Genomic DNA, 16,049 nt, shown 5'->3' on the forward strand with positions numbered 1-16,049 from the left:
GCTCGGCGAACCTTCGGAACGAGCCCTCGACAACCCCGGATGAGACCCGCAACCACACCAGTGGCCAGGACCACACCGGAACGACGAGACGCACAACCCGAACTGTCGACCAAGCCCGGCATTACAACCGGACTTCGATACAGACCTTAGACCGGATCCCCAACTAGACGACGGAACGCTGGTAGGACCGGAAGGTTCGGGCGGACAACAGCACCAGAGCCGCCGCCAGAACCAGCAGGAGGCCACCGAAGGACAGCGTGCGGGGCCAGTCGTACGAGCCCAGCAGCGCCGACCGGCAGACCTCCAGGGCCCAGTTCACCGGGTTGCCGCGCGCGATCGTCCGCATCCACGACGGCATCAGGCCGGGGGCTACGAACGCCGAGGACAGGAACGTCAGGGGCAGCAACAGCAGGGTGTTCATGCCGATGATGGACTCGCGCTGCCGCACCAGCATGCCCGCCGTGTTCGACAGGGCGCTGAACACGACCGCCAGCAGGGCCGAGGCGGCGAGGAGCAGCAGCACGCCGCCGAACGGGTACCGGGCGCCGGCGGCCAGGCCGAGCAGCACGATGATGAGCGACTGCACGGTCACGCTCAGTGTCGTCTCGATGACCACCGCGTCGAGGATCGCGCCGCGGCGGGCCGGGGTGATGAGGAAGCGGTTCATCGTGCCGCGGTCGATCTCCTCCAGCACGCCCATGCCCGACCACATGCTGGACGACACGGCGCTCATCACCACGACGCCGGGGACGAGGTAGGCGAGGTAGCTGCCGCCGCCGAAGCCGGGCAGGTCCACGATCTTGCGGAAGAGGTTGCCGAAGAGGAACAGCCAGATCGCGGGCTGGATGATCGTGAAGACGAGGAACGCGGGCTGCTGGATGAAAACCTTCAGCCGCCGTCCGGTCAGATACGCGAGGCTCACGCGTGCACCTCCAGCCGGCGGCCGGCGTGCTTGAGGTACACGTCGTCGAGGCTCGGGCGGGCGACGGTGACCGTGGCGACCCTGATCCCGGCGGCATCCAGCGCGGCGAGCGCGGCGGGCACGGCGGCCGCCCCGTCGCCGGCCCGCGCGGAGAGCCGGTTGCCGTCCAGCGTGATCTCGCGCAGGCCGGGGAGCCCGGTCAGCGCCGTGCGGGCCTGCGGCCCTTCCGGAGGATCCAGGACTTCGATGTGTACGGCGTCCCCGCGCAACTCCCCCTTGAGCCCGTCGGGCGTCCCCTCGGCCACGACCCGCCCGCCGTCGACGATGGCGATCCGGTCGGCGAGGCGGTCGGCCTCGTCGAGGTAGTGGGTGGTGAGCAGGATGGCCATGCCGTCCAGGCCGCGGATCTCCCGCCACAGCGCCGCCCGGCCCTCGGGGTCCAGGCCGGTGGTCGGCTCGTCGAGGAAGAGCACGGCGGGGCGGTGGACGAGCCCCATGGCCACGTCGAGGCGCCGCTGCATGCCGCCGGACCATTCGCGGGTACGGCGCCCCGCCGCCTCGGCCAGGTCGAAGCGCTCGAGCAGTTCGTCGACCCGCCGGCGCAGGGCGGCGCCGCGCAGGCCGAAGAGGTGGCCCTGCAGGGTGAGGTTCTCCCGGCCGGTGGCGGCCGGGTCGAGGCCCGAGCGCTGCGCCACCACGCCGATGGCGGCCCGCACGCGGCCCGGCTCGCGGGTGACGTCGTGGCCCACCACCTCGGCCCGGCCCGAGTCGGCCCGGGCGAGCGTGGTGAGGATCTTGACGGTGGTGGACTTGCCGGCGCCGTTGGGGCCGAGCAGGCCGAGGATCTCGCCGGGCTCGACGCTCAGCGAGAGGTGGTCGAGGGCGCGCACGCCCTTGGGATACGACTTGACGAGGTCGCGTGCCAGCACGGCAGCGGTCATGACGGGTTCTCCGGTCGGGTCGGACCGGTCCCGCGGGTTCGCTATCCTGGTGTTCGTTGCAGACACCGAGGCCGGACCCGTTCCCGCGGGATCGGTCGAGGTCGTTGCCGGGCCGTGGTGTTCCCGCACCGCGGCCCGGCGCTGCTATTGGTGCTCTTCGTGGTACTGCCGCCACATCTGCATTCCGGAGAGCTCCCCGGACTCGATCTCGGCGACGAGTCCCCGCAGCCAGTCCGCCTCGGCGCGCAGCAGCGCAAGCCCGTATTCGGCCTCGATGATGAACAGCCGGGGCACCCTCTCGGCGGACGCGGCGAGATCGGCCTCCTCGACCGCGATCTGGTGGACGAGCACTTCCAGCCGCTTGCGCAGCAGGTAGCCCGCCTCGTCGGGCGGCAGGATGCCGAGCACGGAGAGGCCGGAGCGCAGGCGCGGATACTCCCGCTCCGGCGCGGCCACGATCTCCCGCAGCCAGTCGACGGTCTCCTCGCGGCCGGCGTCGGTGATCTGGTACACGGTCCGCTCGGGGCGCCGGCCTTCCCGGGCCGTGTGCGCCGCCTCGACGAGGCCGTGCTTCTCGAGGTTCTGCACCACGGTGTAGAGCGAACCCCACTGGATCTTGACGTCCTGCTCCTTGCCGCGGCCCCGCATCTCCGCCGCGATCTCGTAGGGGTGCATGGGGCGCTCGTGCAGCGTCGCGAGCACGTGCAGCCCGAGCAGGTTGCCGACCCGGCGGCGCTTCGCCATCACCCCGCACACCTCCCCCGCGTACTCGCATGCGTGTACTCGTGGACGAGTATAGGGGAATACTCGTCCACGAGTAAAGAAGGACTAGGAGGCGGAGGCGAAGGCCTCGAAGCGCTCGGCGACGCCGGTCAGGTCCTCCCGCTCCGGCTCCGCGCTGGTCTCCTCGCCCACCGTGGTGGAGACCCGCCAGCGCCGCTGGGCCGGCACGAAGGCGACCCGGATGGAGGAGCCGTCCTCCCGCCACAGCACGGCCGTGGTGTTGTCCTCGTCCAGGCGGCCGATGAAGTCGCGGATGTCGTCCCCGGTCGGGTGATGGGCCAGGGAGCCGTCCTCGGTCGTCAGCCGCGGCACCGGGACGCGCAGCAGCCGCCGCGGCTGCCACAGCGCGGCAGGCTGGTGGCGGCCGGGCCGCTGGAAGCACAGCAGCTCACACTCGTCGGCGAGCTTGTGGATGAAGTCCAGCGCCTCCGTGGGCGCGTCGCCGCGCAGGGTGAGCAGGACGTGGGTGGGCTCGCCGGCGACCGGCTCGGCCCACACCCCGGCGTCGACGCCGGCGCGCACCTCGCGTTCGAACCGCTCCACACCGGGATCGACTGCAGCCCATGCCGCATCGCCCCGCCGCAGTGCCTCGAAACGGTCGACGCCCTGGTCAACCGTGATCGGTCGGGCCTCGTACCAGGCACCAACCTCGATCAACTCCGCCATGGATGTCCACCGTACGGAACCGGCGGAAACGGGCGCAACCCAGCCACGCGGGGTGCCGACTCCGTCACGCCTGCGCCGTTTCACCCACGGTGTCCGGTCCGCTCCGATATTTTGTGCGCCGTCACCGACTCGACCAGCCCACCGGCGTCGTGCGCGGTGAGGATCAATGGGCCGCCGATGTCGGCCGGCAGGTCGAGCGAGACGACGGTCAGTGGCAGCAGCGCGACCCGGCCCCAGTCGGTGAAGCGCCCGGCCGGCTCGGCCCGCACGGCGGCGATGTCCTGCCACAGCACGATGACCGGCGGGTGGCGGCGCGACGCGGGGCGGCGCAGCCGGAGCGTGAGCCCGCCCGGGCCGGCCTCGGCGCACACCGGCACGCCGCCGCCGAACAGCAGCGCGAAGCCGGCGCCGAGCTCCCAGATCAGCGCGGCGCGGTGCAGCGGGACGTGACAGAGCCAGCGCTCGGCACCACTCGCGAGCAACGCGCGCTGATGCCGCCGCGCCCACCACTGGGCGAGGAAGAGGGGTCCGATCGCGGCCGCGGCAAGGCCCGCGAAGGCCAGCCCGGCCCACCACCGCCCGAGCAGCGGCAGCCCGACCGGGACCGCGGCGGCGAGGAACAGCCACCAGCCGCGCCCCCGCACAGCTCAAGGCTACGTTGACGGCCAGACGTCCCAGCGGCCGTCGACTCTGCCGAGCGACGCCGCGACCACGTGTTTGTCTCCGCCGCCCGGGGCGGTCACGATGAGGCATGCGCAGTGCGACCTCCCCCCGGCTCCTGCTGCTGGCCACGTCCGCCGTCGTCGCGTTCGGCCTCACGGCCTGCGGCGACCCGGCCGGCCCCCCTGCCGCCGACAGCAACTTCGCGTCGGCGGCGCCGGCCACGACCCGCCCCGAGCCCGCCTCGGCGCCTGCGGACGCGAGCCTGGGCGCGCCGGCGGCGTCGCCGGCCACGGCCGTGCCCGTGCCGGCCGGGGTGACCGCCGGGATCGTGATCTACGACCGGCAGGCCGGGCGGTACGTGCTGCAGCAGAACGGCAGCTGGCGCTTCCGCTCGGCGTCGCTGGTGAAGCTGCTCATCGCGCTCGACTACTTCTGGGACAAGGGGCCGTCGTACTCCGTGCCGCCCGCCGACCAGCCGGAGCTGGAGACCATGCTGCGCTCCAGCGACGACGCGGCCGCGACCGGCTTCTGGAAGGCCGGCGGCCAGGGCCAGATCGTGGCCCGCATGGTGCCACGGCTCGGGCTGCAGGACACCGTGCCGCCGCCCGTCAGCCAGCCGGGGTACTGGGGCTACACGGCCGTCAGCGCCGCCGATCTGGTCCGGGTGTACCAGTACATCCTGGACAAGGCGCCCGAGCCGGTCCGCGAGTTCATCATCGACAACCTGCACCAGACGACGAAGTGCGGGACGGACCACTACGACCAGTCGTTCGGCATCCCCAGCACGTTCAAGCAGCCGCGCGCGGCCAAGCAGGGATGGTCGGGCTTCGGCGACGAGCCCGCCACGCCCTGTGTCGCGGGTGCGGACCTGGCGGCGCGGGACAAGCCCGCCTTCGTCCCCGCGGCCGCGCCCAACAAGCCCGACATGGTCGGCGAGGTGCTGCACACCACGGGCACGGTCGGCGAGGACGACCGGTACATCGTCGCCGTGCTGACGGTGCACCCGGACGGCACGCCGTTCGCCAAGGCCGCCGCCGCCCTCACCAAGCTCACCAAGTCGCTGCCGTTGCCCGCGTCAACGAAGCTGTGAATCCCGCAGTACCACTGGAAGATCGAACTGCGGGAACAGCGCCGCGTCGAAGGTGGTGAACTCGGCGACCCGCCCGGCGTCCATCCTGATCACGTCGAGCTTGAACGCCCGGAACTCGGTGTCGCCGGGCGCGCGCAGGTAGCTGGCGGCGGCCGGGGTGCGATTCGCCGCGGTCGGCACGAGGCGCCACTGCCCCATCCCGTCGAAGGCCTGGTGCAGCAGCGGGAGGAACTCGGCCAGCCCGTGGTACTCCATCGGCAGCGGCGGCATGGTGACCCGCACGTCCTCGCGCAGCAGGGCGACCGTCGCGCCGACGTCGGCGCTGTCGTGCGCGGCGATGAGCCGGGCCAGCAGCTCCCGCTCCTCGCCGGTGGGCGCGCTCGGCATGCCGTCTCGCCCCGGGGCCGACTTGAGCGTCGCGCGGGCCCGTTGCAGGGCGCTGTTGGCCGCCGGGACGCTCAGTTCGAGCGCGGCGGCGGTCTGCGCGGCCGACCAGTCCAGCACGTCGCGCAGCAGCAGCACCGCGCGCTGGCGGGCCGGCAGCAGCTGGATCGTGGTGAGGTAGGCCAGCTCGATCGTCTCCCGGGCCACCACCACGGCGTGGGGCTCGTCCTCGGCCGGCGCGACCCGGTCGAGCAGCTGGTCGGGGTAGGGCTGCAGCCAGGAGACCTCGGCGCCGGCGGCGGGCGGGCGGCGGTTGCTGCGGCGGATGGCGTCCAGGCACGCGTTGGTGGCGATGCGGTACAGCCACGCGCGCGCGTTCGACCCCGGCTCGAAGTCGTCGCGGTGCCGCCACGCGCGCAGGAACGTCTCCTGCACCGCGTCGTCGGCGTCGGCGAACGAGGCGAGCATGCGGTAGCAGTGCACGTGCAGCTCCCGCCGGTGCCGCTCGAACAGGTCGTGGAAGTCCACGCCCACAACCTACCGAGTCGTGTAGAGATGGGCGGGGCGGCTCCGACCTCCGGGTGAACCGCGATCCTACGAGGAGCTGATGATGAAGTACCTGCTGCTGATCCACATGAACCCCGAGGTGTGGGCGACCCTGACCCAGGCCGACATCGACGAGGTGATGGCCGGGCACGAGTCGTTCATCAAGACCATCACCGAGAGCGGCGAGATGATCCGCACCGACGCGCTGGGGCCGGTCGAGGAGAGCGCCGTGGTGCGGGTGCGGGCCGGCGCGCGGACGGTGACCGACGGGCCGTACGTGGAGGCGAAGGAGTTCCTGGCCGGCTTCTACGTGGTCGAGACGGCGACCAAGGAGCGGGCGCTGGAGCTGGCGGCCATGATCCCCGACGCCAGGTGGAACGCGATCGAGGTGCGCCCGATCGTGTACACCCAGGAGGCGTAACCCTGCGTGTAGCCGGTATGGCCGATCCGTCACCGACCGGATCGGCCGTCCCGGTTCTTGTCGGTGGGGGTCCGTAGGATAGCCGCCGTGGACGGTGGGAAGAACGCGCTCGATGTGTTGCGCAGGGTGTTCGGCTATGACGAGTTCCGGGGCAGCCAGCGGGAGATCATCGAGCACGTGATCGGCGGCGGCGACGCCCTGGTCCTCATGCCCACCGGCGGCGGCAAGTCGCTGTGCTACCAGATCCCGGCGATCGTGCGGGCGGGCACCGCGGTCGTCATCTCGCCGCTCATCGCGCTCATGCAGAACCAGGTCGACACCCTGCGCGAGCTGGGGGTGCAGGCGGGCTTCATCAACTCCACGCTCGACTACGAGCAGCGCCGCACGGTCGAGGCGCAGTTCACCACCGGGGAGCTCGACCTGCTGTATCTGGCCCCGGAGGCGCTCGCCTCGGCCGGCACCATGCGGCTGCTGGAGCGGGGCCGCATCGCGCTCTTCGCGATCGACGAGGCGCACTGCGTCTCCCAGTGGGGCCACGACTTCCGCCCCGACTACCTCAACCTGTCGATGCTGCACGAGCGGTGGCCCGACGTGCCGCGCATCGCGCTGACGGCCACCGCGACCACCGCGACGCACAAGGAGATCGCCACCCGGCTCGGGCTCACCGACGCCAGGCACTTCGTGTCGAGCTTCGACCGGCCCAACATTCAGTACCGCATCGTGGCCAAGCAGGACCCGCGGCGCCAGCTGCTGGACTTCCTGCGCCGCGAGCACCGCGGCGACGCCGGGATCGTCTACTGCCTGTCCCGCAACTCCGTGGAGAAGATCGCCGAGTTCCTCAAGGACAGCGGGGTGCCGGCGCTGCCGTATCACGCCGGCCTGGACGCGCGGACCCGCGCCGAGCACCAGAACCGCTTCCTGCGCGAGGACGGCCTGGTCATGGTGGCCACCATCGCGTTTGGCATGGGCATCGACAAGCCCGACGTGCGCTTCGTCGCCCACCTCGACCTGCCCAAGTCGATCGAGGGCTACTACCAGGAGACCGGCCGCGCGGGCCGCGATGGCGAGCCCTCCACCGCCTGGCTCGCCTACGGCCTGCAGGACGTCGTGCAGCAGCGCAAGATGATCGACACCTCCGAGGGCGACGCCGCCCACCGCCGCAACCTCTCCCAGCACCTCGACGCGATGCTCGCCCTGTGCGAGACGGTCGAGTGCCGGCGGGGGCAGCTGCTGGCGTATTTCGGCCAGGAGCAGGTCGGCGGCTGCGACAACTGCGACACGTGCCTGGCCCCGCCCGAGTCCTGGGACGGCACGGTGGCCGCCCAGAAGCTGCTCTCGACCATCCTGCGGCTGCAGCGGGAGCGCAACCAGAAGTTCGGCGCCGGCCAGTGCATCGACATCCTGCTCGGCAAGAAGACCGACAAGATCGTGCAGTGGCACCACGACGAGCTCTCGGTCTTCGGCGTCGGCGCCGACCTGCGGGAGAACGAGTGGCGCACGGTCGTGCGCCAGCTGCTGGCCCAGGGCCTGCTGGCCGTCGAGGGCGACTACGGCACGCTCGTGCTGACCGACGGCAGCGCCGACGTGCTGGGCCGCCGCCGGCAGGTCATGCTCCGCCGCGAGCCCGACCGCCCCGTCTCCGCGGCAAAGGCGGCCAAGACCGCCCGCCGCGACGCCCAGGCCGGCGCCGACCTCTCGCCGGAGACGTTGCCGGTCTTCGAGCACCTGCGCGCGTGGCGCGCCACGACGGCCAAGGCCCAGGGCGTGCCGGCCTACGTCATCTTCCACGACGCGACGCTGCGCCAGATCGCCGCCGACCGCCCCCGCACGCTGGCGGATCTGGCCCGGATCAACGGGGTCGGCGAGAACAAGCTGGCCAAGTTCGGCGACGAGATCCTCGCCGCCCTGGCCGAGCTGGGTTCCGGCCCGGATGCGCCGCCGCCCGCCGCGGTGCCTGCCCCGCCCGCCGCGGTGCGTACCTCGCCCGCCGTGGCGCCCGCCCCGCCCGCCGCGGCGCCTGCCTCGCCCGCTCCGGCCGCTCCGGCACCCCGCTCGCCATCGCCCGCCCCGGCGGCATCCAGCTCGACGGCCTCCGCCGCCGATGGTGAGGCCTCCCTGTTCGACGTGGATGCTTCGGGGGGCGCCGGGCGGGTGGTGCACGATCCCGGCCGGGTCTTCGAGCGGCTCCGCGCGTGGCGCACGTCCGTGGCGCGGGCCGACGCGGTCCCGCCGTATGTGATCTTCCGGGACGCCACCCTGCACCAGATCGCCGCCGAACAGCCACGCGCGCTCGCCGACCTGGCGAGGATCAACGGGGTCGGCGGGACCAAGCTCACCAAGTACGGCGACCAGATTCTCGCCACCCTTGCCGAACTCGACGGCGATCCTGTGCCGTCGCCGCGTACCCCGGCGGTGCCCGCCCAGGCCGCCGCGTCGAACGCCTCCACGCCGCCCGCGCCGCACGCCTCCACGGCACCCGCTTCCGGGGCAGGCTCGCGACCGCAACGGGCAGCGGCCGCGACACCCGCCGCGACGGCCTCCGCTCCGGCGGCGGCGCGTGCTACGGCGCCCGCCCCAGCGACGCGCGCCACCGGGCCCGACGACGAGATGTTGTGGGGCGACGAGGAGCCGCCGTGGGACGAGGAACCCCCGTGGGACGTCGAACCCTGACGCTCGGGCAGACCGGATCGCCCGGCCGCACCCGATCGCTTCGGCGGACCGGATCGCTCGGCCGCACCCGATCGCTCGGGCGGATCGGTTTGCTCTGGCGCCGCCGTGCCGCGGCAGGCGGGACTGGCCTTCCGGCGCGGCAATGCGGCAGCACGCGGGCCGGCCGCCGACCGCAGACCAATCCGGGACTCCGCGCGGCCCAGCCCGAGGCCGTCGGCCAGCCCAGCCCAGCCCGGCCCGTAACCGTGGGCCGGCGCCAGGCTCGACGCGGGCCGAGGCCATCCAGTCCGCGACCGTGGGACCTGGCTCGACGCGGCTCGAGGCCATCCAGTCCGCGACCGTGGGACCGGCGAGGGGCTCCACGCCGGGCCAGCCCCGGCCGGCAGGGCGGCGATCGTGCGGCCGGCGCGGGGCGGGCGCTGGCCTTCAGCCGGTGAGCATGGGGCGGACCCGGGGCTCCGGGCGCGTCACGGTGATGGTGCCGTCGACGAAGATGCCGTGCCAGAGGCAGAAGGTCAGCAGGATCCACAGCTTGCGGGCGTGGTCGGCCTCGGCCTTCTCGTGGGCCGACAGCAGGGTGTGGGCGTAGTTCAGGTCGATCAGCCGGCCGGCGCCCGACGTCGAGAAGACGTGGTGGGCCCACTCGGCGAGTTCGGCGCGCAGCCAGCGGCGGGCCGGGGTGGGGAAGCCCAGTTTCGGCCGGTCGACGATGAAGTCGGGGACGATGCCGGCCACCGCGCGGCGCAGGGCGTACTTCGTGGTGCGGCCGCGGTCCGGGACCTTCAGCCGGGAGGGCAGGCGGGACAGGACCTCGAACACGCGGCGGTCCAGGAACGGCACCCGCAGCTCCAGGGAGTGGGCCATCGACATGCGGTCGGCCTTGGTCAGGATGTCGCCGGTCAGCCACGTGTTGATGTCGATGTGCTGCATGGTGGCCACCGGGTCGAGGGCGGCGGCCTCGGCGTACAGGGCGGCGGTCACGTGCTGGTGGCCGACCACCCGGGCGCCGCGCAGGATCCGGGCCTTCTCCTCGTCGGTGAGGATGCGGGCGTTGCCGAAGTACCGGTCCGGCATCGGGGTCGTGGCCCGCTGCAGGTAGCTCTTGCCACGCATCCCGTCGGGCAGGGCGCGGGCCAGGGCGCGCAGGCCCCGCTGGAGGGGCTCGCCGAGGTTGGCGACCGGGGCGACCGAATGGGGCTCGCGGTAGATGGTGTACCCGCCGGCCAGTTCGTCGGCGCCCTCGCCGGAGAGCACCACGGTGACGTGCTCGGCGGCGGTGCGGGCGAGGAAGTACAGCGGCACGATGGACGGGTCCGCGACCGGGTCGCCGAGGTGCCAGATGATCCGCGGGAGCGCCTCCATCACCTGGTCCGGGCGGACCACGGCGGGATGCAGGTCGACCCCGAGGTGGGCGGCGGAGCGCTCGGCGATCTCCAGCTCCGAGAACGCGGTCGTGGTGTCGAAGCCGGCGGTGAAGGCCTGCAGGCGCGGGTGCAGCTCGGAGGCCAGGGCCACGATCGCGGTCGAGTCGATGCCGCTGGACAGGAAGGCGCCGACCGGGACGTCGGCGCGCATGTGGGCGCGGACGCTGTCGCGCAGGGCCTCGCGAAGGTCGGCCACGGCGGCGGCCTCGTCGGCGGCGGGGTCGGGGCGCAGCCAGTTGCGGGTGTAGCGGCGGATCACCGGGGAGCCGGCGAACCGGCGGATCAGCAGGCCGCCGGCGGGGAGCCGGCGCACGTCGCGGTGCATCGTGTACGGCTCCGGGACGTACTGCATCGTGAGGTACAGCGACAGCGCCGTCGGATCGAGCTCCCGTGAGGTCTGCAGGAGCAGCGGCGCCTTCTCGCTGGCCAGCCACAGGCCGCCGTCGAGGGTCTCGACGTAGTACAGCGGCTTGATCCCGAACGGGTCCCGGGCGGCGTAGAGGGTCTCGGTGGCGGAGTCCCAGATGGCGAACGCGAACATGCCGCGCAGCCGCTGCAGGGCGTCCTCGCCCCAGTGGTGGAACGCGGCGGCGAGCACCTCCGAGTCGCCGTCGGTGGCGAAGACGGCGCCGTGCTCGCGGATGAGCTCCTCGCGCAGAGCCTCGAAGTTGTAGATCTCGCCGTTGAAGACCAACGTCCAGCGGCCCGTCTGGGGGCCGGACGGCGGGTAGCTCAGCGGCTGCCGGCTGCCCTGGCGGTCGATGATCGCCAGGCGCCGGAAGCCCGCCGCCACGCCGGGGGCGATCCGTTCCAGGGCCATGTCGTCGGGCCCACGGTGGTCGATCAGCCCGAGCTGGCGCTCCATCGCGCCGAGCAGTTCCGCGGTGATGATGTCGTTGCCGGTGTACATCACGAAGCCGCACATGGTGTCGTCTCGCCCCCTTCGCTCCGGACGGCCACGGTGCGCCGCGCATCCAGCCGATCAGACTGCGGGCGACCGGGCGGGCGGATATGTCCCCACCCATCCGATCCCTCGCCCCGGCCAATGGCCCGGGTGATCCACGACGGGGCGGTGGTTACCGCCGGGCCCGCCGGGTAGCGGCGCGCCACCGAAAAAGCCCCACCCCGGGAGAACAGTTATGCGCCTGCGCCGCCGCCCCCGCCCCCGTCCCCAGCCCCGGAAGCGGCGCGTGGCCACCCGGCTGTTGCGGCTGCTGCTGTGCGCGGTGCTGGCCGGCCTGGTGGTGGCGGCCGGCCTGCTACCGGTCGCGATCGTCACCGGCGGGCTGGCCAGGGCGGGCAGCGACACGTGGGAGAACCTCCCGGTCAACCTGGCCACGCCGCCGCCGGCCCAGACGTCCTACGTCTACGCCAGCGACGGCAAGACGCTGCTCACCACGTTCTACGACGAGAACCGCCGCGACATCCCGCTCGATCAGGTCGCCCCGGTCATGCGGCAGGCCGTGGTGGCGGCCGAGGACACCCGCTTCTACCAGCACCACGGCGTGGACCTGAAGGGCGTGGCGCGCGCGTTCGTGTCCAACAGCCGCGGCGGCGCGCAGCAGGGCGCCTCGACGCTGACCATGCAGTACGTGCGCAACGTGCTCAAGAACGACCCCGGCCTGACGCCCCAGCAGCACCTGGACGCGCTCTCCGACACCCCGGCCCGCAAGCTGCGCGAGATGAAGCTGTCCCTGGCGCTCGAGCAGCGCCTCGGCAAGAACGAGATCCTGCAGCGGTACCTCAACATCGCCTACTTCGGCGCGGGTGCCTACGGCATCTACGCCGCCGCCCAGACCTACTTCGGCAAGAATCCGGCCGACCTCACGCTGGCCGAGGCGGCCATGCTGGCCGGCGTGCTGCAGTCTCCGGACGTGGACAACCCGCTGCGCGGCGAGCGGGAACATGCGCTGCAGCGGCGGGCCTACACCCTCGACTCGATGGCGAAGATGCACGCGGTCACGCCGGCGGCGGCGAACGCGGCCAAGACCGCCGAGGTGCGCCTGACGGAGCTGCGGCCGCCCAACGACTGCACGGCGGTCGACGCCGCGCACAACGACTGGGGCTTCTTCTGCGACTACTTCCGGCAGTGGTGGAACAGCCAGGCCGAGTTCGGGACCACCGCGACCGAGCGCGACGAGGCGCTGCGCACCGGCGGCTACACCATCGTCACCTCGATCGATCCCGGCATCCAGGCCGCGGCGCTGGGCCAGTCGCTCGGCGTCTACGGCTACGGCAACGCCCGCTCGCTGCCCCTGGCCGTCGTCCAGCCGGGCAGCGGCCGGGTGCTGGCGATGGCGGTCAATCGGCACTACAGCCTGGAGGCCAACCCGCCGGAGCACCCGAACTACCCCAACACCGTCAACCAGCTCGTCGCGGGCGGTTCGGGCGTCGCGGGGTACCAGGCCGGATCGACCTTCAAGATGTTCACGATGCTCGCCGCGCTGGACTCCGGGCGGCCCCTGAACACGCACTTCAACGCGCCGGCCCGGCTGGTCACCATCTGGCCGGGCGACGGGTCGTCCGGCTGCGGCGGGCGGTGGTGCCCGGCCAACGACACCCCGAGCTGGATGGACGGCGACCGCACGATGTGGAACGGCTTCGGGCGCTCGGTGAACACGTACTTCGTGTGGCTGGAAGAGCAGGTCGGCGCCAGCCGGGCGATCGAGATGGCGCAGCGGCTGGGCATCGTCTTCCGCGACGACCATGACGCGGCGCTGGCGGCCAAGGCCGACACATGGGGCTCGTTCACGCTGGGCGTCGCCTCGACCAGCCCGCTGGACCTGGCCAACGCCTACGCGGCGGTGGCGGCCGGCGGCGTGTACTGCCAGCCGCTGCCGGTGCTGTCCATCAAGGACGCCGACGGCAAGACGCTGGACGCCGGCACCCCGAAGTGCCGGCAGGTGGTCGACCCGGACGTGGCCGCGGCCGCGACCGACGCCGCCCGCTGCCCGGTCAGCAAGGGCTCGGCCTACGGCAAGTGCGACGGCGGCACCGCCGAGGCCGTCTCCGGGATCCTCGGGCGGCCGGTGGCGGGCAAGACGGGCAGCGCGGAGTACAACGCCACGGAGACCTTCGTGGGCTTCACCCCGCAGATCGCCGCGGCCGGCATCGCGGTCAACCCGGACAACCCCAACGACTACGTGGGCGGCGGCGTCTCCAGCTCGGTCAACGGGGCCGTGGCGCACACCATGGCGTTCGCGCTGCGCGGCGTGCCGGTCCAGAACTTCGCCGTCCCGAGCCGGGCCCGGGCGATGGGAGCCTGAACCGGCGGACGCCGCGCGGCGGTCGAAGCGATCAGGCCGAGTAGCCGCGCTGGGCGATCCAGTTGGCCATGTTGGCGATGGACAGGGTGTAGGAGCCGGACCCCTGGGCGTCGGCCGGATCCGCGATCTTCACGGTCTGGCCGCCGTCGCGGTAGCCGACGATGGTGAGGTAGTGCCCGCCCTCGTAGGAGTGGCCGCGCCCGGCGTCGTCGGTGGTCGTGCCGGCGATGTTGGCCACGACGGCGTACCCGTGCGAGACCGCGTTGACGACCGCCGCCTTCAGCTCGGCGATGTCGGCCTCGGAGGCCGCCTGCCCGGTGATGAAGTGGGCCTTGTAGAGGTCGGTCTTCAGGTACGCGTTGAGCGCACGCGTGGTGTCGTTCGACGAGTTGGTGCCGCCCTCGGTGGTGCCCAGGCTCTGGGCGACCTCCGACTGGCTCGGGAAGAGGCCCTTGACCGTGAGCGCGATGCGGGTCGCGGCCGGACCGCAGAAGTAGTAGTTCTCCTGGAGGGCGAACTGGTACGTCAAGTCTTTCTGGACCGGGACGGTCGGGGTGGGGGAAGCGCTGGGGGCCGGGGCGGCGCTGTGGGCCTGGGCGGGCGCGGCCTTGGTGGTCGCCGGGGCCGCGCCGTGCTGCTGCGGCGGGGCCGCCGGCGTGTCGTGCGCGCCCGTGGATCCGGCGGGGACCTCGCCGACCAGCGCCTGGGCGTCGGCGGCCCGGACCGTCGTGGCGCCCGGCGGGGTGGACGTGGCGGAGGAGCGCTGCAGGCCGGCGACGCCGAGGCCCGCCGCGACGGCGAGGACAGCGGCCGCGGCGGCCACGAGGGGGATCCGGCGGCGGCCGGGCCCGGACGGGTCGCCCTGCCGGGGGTTGTGCCGGGGTTTGTAGAGGTAGCTCAGGGGTACCACTCCTTCCGGTACCGCTTACCGGGTTAGCTGACGGGTTCGGACGCCGAAGGTCGCCCTACCGCGGCAAACGCGGACTCACCCCAGAACGTGGGTCCCCGGCTCGTGCCTGCGCACGACTCAGCGGATCCGCCACGCCGTCACCCACTGTGAGTGAAAGACGTCGGCGAGGTGGACCCGGCGAGGCTATTCGAGCCGGTCAACAGGGCTTTGCACCCCCCGTCGAAACGGCTACGGGGCGTGATGCCCAGGCGAAAAGCGCCCCGGCGCACACGGCTCGGGCGCCGTTTATCATGCCCAGAATCACCCCCTCACCCCGGGGGTCCTAGTCTCGCCGGATGCTCGCCGGTGCCGACGAAAATCCGCAGCCCAGCGACGAGACCGAACCGGGTCCTCGCCATCTGCGAACTCGCTCTGGCCGCCAATCGGTGGCCCGCCTCCGTGTCCTCCTGCCGGACCCCGCCCGCTTCGACGCGGTGCGCGACCGGCTCCGCCCCCTGCTGCCGGACCCCGCCCGCCTCGACGCGGTGCGCGACCGGCTCCGCCCGCTGCTGAGCCTCGGCCCCCGCCGGGGCGCGGCGGCGGCGACCGTGTTCGCCGTGGCCGCATTCGGGCTCACGGCCGTGCTGACCGCCCCGGGTGACGACCCGGACGTCACCTCGGCCGAACGCCCGGCCGCCGCGACTGCCGGTCCCGACTCCTCGCGGGAGGAAGGAGAGGTGGCTTCCCGCAACCATGAACGGGCGCCGGCCAACCCGCCCGCCCCGTCCAAGAAGTCCAAGTCCAACCCGCCGAAAACCTCCGACCCCTCGAACCCGTCCAACCCCTCCAACCCGTCCGACACGTCCCCGCCGTCCGCCGCGCCCACCAAGGTGGCGCCCGTGGGCGGGCTCAGCCAGATGGAGATGGACAACGCGCTGGCCATCGTCGCGGTGGCCAAGCGGGAGAGGCTGCCCAAGCGCGCGGTCGTGGTGGCGCTGGCCACCGCGCTGCAGGAGAGCCACCTGCGCAACCTGGCCAACGGCAACCTCCCCGCGTCGCTGGAGCACCCGAACGAGGGCGTGGGCTACGACTACGACTCGGTCGGGCTGTTCCAGCAGCGGCCCAGCTGGGGCAGCATCGAGCAGCTCATGAACCCGGAGGAGTCGGCCCGCCGCTTCTACGCGGCGCTGCTGCGCATCCCCGGCTGGGGCGACTACGCGGTCACCGTGGCCGCGCAGAAGGTCCAGGGCTCCGCCTTCCCCGACGCGTACGCCAAGTGGGAGGGCCTCGCCAACACGATCGCCGACGCCACGATGTAAGGCCGCCGCCGATCCTTCCCGTTGTCATTCGTTTGCCGGCCCGGCCTCGCCCGGGCCGGCACGAC

General features: G+C 72.8%; 12 protein-coding genes, 1 pseudogene and 1 riboswitch. Of the genes and pseudogenes, 5 read left to right on the top strand and 8 right to left on the bottom strand.

Translation table 11 applies throughout. The features are described from left to right. Positions 1-163: 163 nt before the first annotated feature. The 5 genes from AB0M46_RS24435 to AB0M46_RS24455 all read right to left on the bottom strand — a co-directional run bounded on the left by AB0M46_RS24435 (position 164) and on the right by AB0M46_RS24455 (position 3,956). Positions 164-922, bottom strand: a complete 759-nt coding sequence (locus AB0M46_RS24435; RefSeq protein WP_363339277.1) for an ABC transporter permease — start codon at positions 920-922, stop codon at positions 164-166. Continuing rightward, on the bottom strand, positions 919-1,863 hold the full coding sequence (locus tag AB0M46_RS24440; RefSeq protein ID WP_363339278.1) for an ATP-binding cassette domain-containing protein: 945 nt from the start codon (positions 1,861-1,863) through the stop codon (positions 919-921). Before AB0M46_RS24440 ends, AB0M46_RS24435 begins: the two co-directional genes overlap by 4 nt. A gap of 144 nt (positions 1,864-2,007) precedes the next feature. Continuing rightward, positions 2,008-2,607 carry a PadR family transcriptional regulator gene (locus tag AB0M46_RS24445; protein ID WP_363339279.1) on the bottom strand — a complete coding sequence of 200 codons (600 nt, stop codon included), beginning with the start codon at positions 2,605-2,607 and terminating at the stop codon, positions 2,008-2,010. A gap of 84 nt (positions 2,608-2,691) precedes the next feature. Beyond that, positions 2,692-3,312, bottom strand: coding sequence for a hypothetical protein (locus AB0M46_RS24450; RefSeq protein WP_363339281.1), 621 nt, complete (start codon positions 3,310-3,312; stop codon positions 2,692-2,694). 80 nt (positions 3,313-3,392) lie between these two features. After that, positions 3,393-3,956 (bottom strand): hypothetical protein, encoded by a 564-nt coding sequence (locus tag AB0M46_RS24455; RefSeq protein WP_363339283.1) that lies wholly within the window; start codon positions 3,954-3,956, stop codon positions 3,393-3,395. Positions 3,957-4,063: 107 nt separating this feature from the next. Between AB0M46_RS24455 and AB0M46_RS24460 the strand changes: the two genes are divergently transcribed. After that, the gene (locus AB0M46_RS24460; protein ID WP_363339284.1) at positions 4,064-5,065 is read left to right on the top strand and encodes a hypothetical protein; all 1,002 of its coding nucleotides are present in this window, start codon (positions 4,064-4,066) and stop codon (positions 5,063-5,065) included. Here AB0M46_RS24460 and AB0M46_RS24465 read toward each other — a convergent pair. Beyond that, positions 5,051-5,977 (bottom strand): RNA polymerase subunit sigma-70, encoded by a 927-nt coding sequence (locus tag AB0M46_RS24465; protein ID WP_363339285.1) that lies wholly within the window; start codon positions 5,975-5,977, stop codon positions 5,051-5,053. The genes AB0M46_RS24460 and AB0M46_RS24465 overlap by 15 nt on opposite strands. Positions 5,978-6,056: 79 nt before the next feature. Between AB0M46_RS24465 and AB0M46_RS24470 the strand changes: the two genes are divergently transcribed. Beyond that, on the top strand, positions 6,057-6,416 hold the full coding sequence (locus AB0M46_RS24470; RefSeq protein WP_363339286.1) for a YciI family protein: 360 nt from the start codon (positions 6,057-6,059) through the stop codon (positions 6,414-6,416). 63 nt (positions 6,417-6,479) lie between these two features. After that, positions 6,480-8,774 (top strand): annotated as a pseudogene (gene recQ / locus AB0M46_RS24475) (DNA helicase RecQ); the annotation flags it as partial. Positions 8,775-9,512: 738 nt separating this feature from the next. On the opposite strand, the gene asnB reads toward recQ, so the two are convergent. Further along, positions 9,513-11,420: an asparagine synthase (glutamine-hydrolyzing) gene (asnB, locus tag AB0M46_RS24480; protein WP_363339387.1), complete on the bottom strand. Its 1,908-nt coding sequence runs from the start codon at positions 11,418-11,420 to the stop codon at positions 9,513-9,515. Between the two features lie 280 nt (positions 11,421-11,700). Here asnB and AB0M46_RS24485 point away from each other — a divergent pair, with 280 nt between their 5' ends. Then, complete coding sequence (locus AB0M46_RS24485; RefSeq protein ID WP_363339287.1) at positions 11,701-13,776, top strand: transglycosylase domain-containing protein; 2,076 nt, start codon at positions 11,701-11,703, stop codon at positions 13,774-13,776. Positions 13,777-13,807: 31 nt separating this feature from the next. Here the strand turns inward: AB0M46_RS24485 and AB0M46_RS24490 are convergent, their stop codons facing one another. Then, complete coding sequence (locus AB0M46_RS24490; protein WP_363339288.1) at positions 13,808-14,686, bottom strand: C39 family peptidase; 879 nt, start codon at positions 14,684-14,686, stop codon at positions 13,808-13,810. Continuing rightward, positions 14,684-14,819: riboswitch (cyclic di-AMP (ydaO/yuaA leader) on the bottom strand. Its footprint overlaps the gene before it by 3 nt. A 292-nt stretch (positions 14,820-15,111) precedes the next feature. Between AB0M46_RS24490 and AB0M46_RS24495 the strand changes: the two genes are divergently transcribed. Then, positions 15,112-15,984, top strand: a complete 873-nt coding sequence (locus tag AB0M46_RS24495; protein WP_363339289.1) for a hypothetical protein — start codon at positions 15,112-15,114, stop codon at positions 15,982-15,984. Positions 15,985-16,049: the final 65 nt, after the last annotated feature.

The sequence above is a fragment of the Dactylosporangium sp. NPDC051485 genome (genome assembly GCF_040682015.1).
In the GTDB taxonomy this organism is placed as follows: domain Bacteria; phylum Actinomycetota; class Actinomycetes; order Mycobacteriales; family Micromonosporaceae; genus Dactylosporangium.

What these genes read in the sequence shown, in the direction of transcription:
- AB0M46_RS24460 (WP_363339284.1), top strand. Translation starts at nt 4,064, where the DNA reads ATGCGCAGTGCGACCTCCCCCCGGCTCCTGCTGCTGGCCACGTCCGCC.
- AB0M46_RS24445 (WP_363339279.1), bottom strand. Translation starts at nt 2,607, where the DNA reads ATGGCGAAGCGCCGCCGGGTCGGCAACCTGCTCGGGCTGCACGTGCTC.
- asnB (WP_363339387.1), bottom strand. Translation starts at nt 11,420, where the DNA reads ATGTACACCGGCAACGACATCATCACCGCGGAACTGCTCGGCGCGATG.
- AB0M46_RS24470 (WP_363339286.1), top strand. Translation starts at nt 6,057, where the DNA reads ATGATGAAGTACCTGCTGCTGATCCACATGAACCCCGAGGTGTGGGCG.
- AB0M46_RS24440 (WP_363339278.1), bottom strand. Translation starts at nt 1,863, where the DNA reads ATGACCGCTGCCGTGCTGGCACGCGACCTCGTCAAGTCGTATCCCAAG.
- AB0M46_RS24450 (WP_363339281.1), bottom strand. Translation starts at nt 3,312, where the DNA reads ATGGCGGAGTTGATCGAGGTTGGTGCCTGGTACGAGGCCCGACCGATC.